This window comes from Oscillibacter sp. CU971, from assembly GCF_905219725.1.
Taxonomy (GTDB): Bacteria; Bacillota; Clostridia; order Oscillospirales; family Oscillospiraceae; genus Oscillibacter.
Map to the genome: position 1 here is coordinate 1 of NZ_CAJMXG010000413.1, position 1,898 is coordinate 1,898.

The 1,898-nt window shown below is 52.4% G+C and carries 1 protein-coding gene and 2 pseudogenes; all 3 read left to right on the forward strand.

The window, feature by feature from the left end:
- Positions 1-175: 175 nt before the first annotated feature.
- Positions 176-499: pseudogene (locus tag JX325_RS18520) on the forward strand (SLOG family protein); the annotation flags it as partial.
- A gap of 21 nt (positions 500-520) precedes the next feature.
- Positions 521-1,676 (forward strand): annotated as a pseudogene (locus JX325_RS16000) (class I SAM-dependent DNA methyltransferase); the annotation flags it as partial.
- Positions 1,676-1,898 (forward strand): restriction endonuclease subunit S (locus tag JX325_RS16005; RefSeq protein WP_204792043.1); only part of this gene is annotated, 223 nt, incomplete at its 3' end. The pseudogene JX325_RS16000 and the gene JX325_RS16005, both read left to right, overlap by 1 nt.

Here is a 1,898-nt window from a genome sequence, read left to right on the forward strand (position 1 = left end):
TCCAAACAGAACTATTGTCGAATTGCACCGCTTCACCCCGCTTTCTCAACAGATAGTGTATGAGAAAACGTGAAAATGATAGTATGCGATAATAGACATTCGTGAGATTTTTTGGTATAATGCGGAGCAACTATTTGTATGGGAGGATTGTTCCAATGACAGAGACAACCTGCGCATTTACTGGCCAAAAAGCTTTTCGTGGAAATATAACGAAGCTGCGCCAGACTGCGTTCTGCTGAAAGAAGTCCTGGTAGCGCAGATCAAGGCGTTGGCGGATAGAGGCGTGACGGATTTCCTATCGGGTATGGCTCAGGGGGCAGACCTCTGGTGTAGTCAGATTGTCCTTGACCTTCAAAAGAAAAATCCTGCGTTAAAACTCCATTGCGTCCTGCCCTGTAAGGGGCAGGAGAGCAAGTGGACAGCATCAGCGCAGGAACGCTATTGTTCTATTTTGGCGCAGGCCAATGAGGTTATCTATGTGGGGCAAGAGTATAGCCGGGACTGTATGATGAAACGGAACGAGGACAATACCGCCTTTGCCCGATACATGAGCGACGCTATGTTTCTGATCCCCACACCCCAGGTGCTGCAAAAGATTATTACCGGGTTGGACGACCTCTATGAGCATGACATCGCCGATCTGGATATGCAGGGCGACCTCTACGAATACATGCTGGGCAAGCTGGCGACCGCCGGGCAGAACGGCCAGTTCCGCACCCCCAAGCACATCCGGGAAATGATGGTGGAGCTGCTGCGCCCCACGCCGGAGGATGTGATCTGTGACCCGGCCTGCGGCACAGCGGGTTTTCTGGTTTCCGCCGCAGAGTATGTTCACCGCCACTACGAGGACACCATGACCGCCGAACAATGGGAACACTTGTCGGGCCCGATGTTCACCGGCTTTGACACCGACCGCACCATGCTGCGTATCTCCGCTATGAATCTGATGCTCCACTCCATCGGCAGGCCGGAGGTCGACTATAAAGACAGCGTATCCAAGCAGAACCAGATCAGCGGAAAATATACCATGTGCCTGGCTAATCCCCCCTTCAAGGGGACGGTGGATGCGGAGAGCATCCACGACAATCTGAAGGCTGTGACCAACACCAAAAAGACGGAATTACTGTTTCTGGCGCTGTTCCTGCGGATGCTGAAAAAAGGCGGGCAGTGCGCGTGCATCGTTCCCGACGGCGTGCTCTTTGGCAGCAGCAAGGCGCATAAGGCGATCCGCCGGGAGTTGGTGGAGAACCATCAGCTCCGGGCCGTGATCTCCATGCCTTCCGGGGTGTTCAAACCCTACGCCGGGGTATCCACCGCCGTATTGGTGTTTACCAAAACCGGCGCGGGCGGCACGGAAAATGTCTGGTTCTACGACATGAAAGCTGATGGGTTCAGCCTGGACGACAAGCGCGGCGAAATTGCGGACAATGACATCCCCGATATTATCCGGCGGTTTCACGCCCCAGAGGACGAGACAGGCCGTGAGCGTACCGAGCAGAGCTTTTTTGTCCCTAAGACGGAGATTGCGGAAAACGGCTATCACCTGTTCGTCAACAAGTAAAAAAACCGAGTATGTGCCCGTGGAGTACCCGCCCACCAGCGAAATTTTCGCCCAGCTCCGGGAATTGGAGGCGGAGATTCAAAAGGGGCTGGAGGAATTGGAGGGGATGGTGTGATGGCGAGATTTGGGGATATTGCTACATATATAAATGGCTATGCCTTTAAACCATCAGACTGGTCTGATACTGGACTTCCAATTATCAGAATCCAAGACTTGACGGGAAATTCATACCAAGCAAACCGGTATAATGGCGAGTATGACAAAAAATATGAAGTTAATTGTGGAGATATTTTAATTTCTTGGTCTGCCAGCCTTGGTGTACACATTTGGTTTGGAG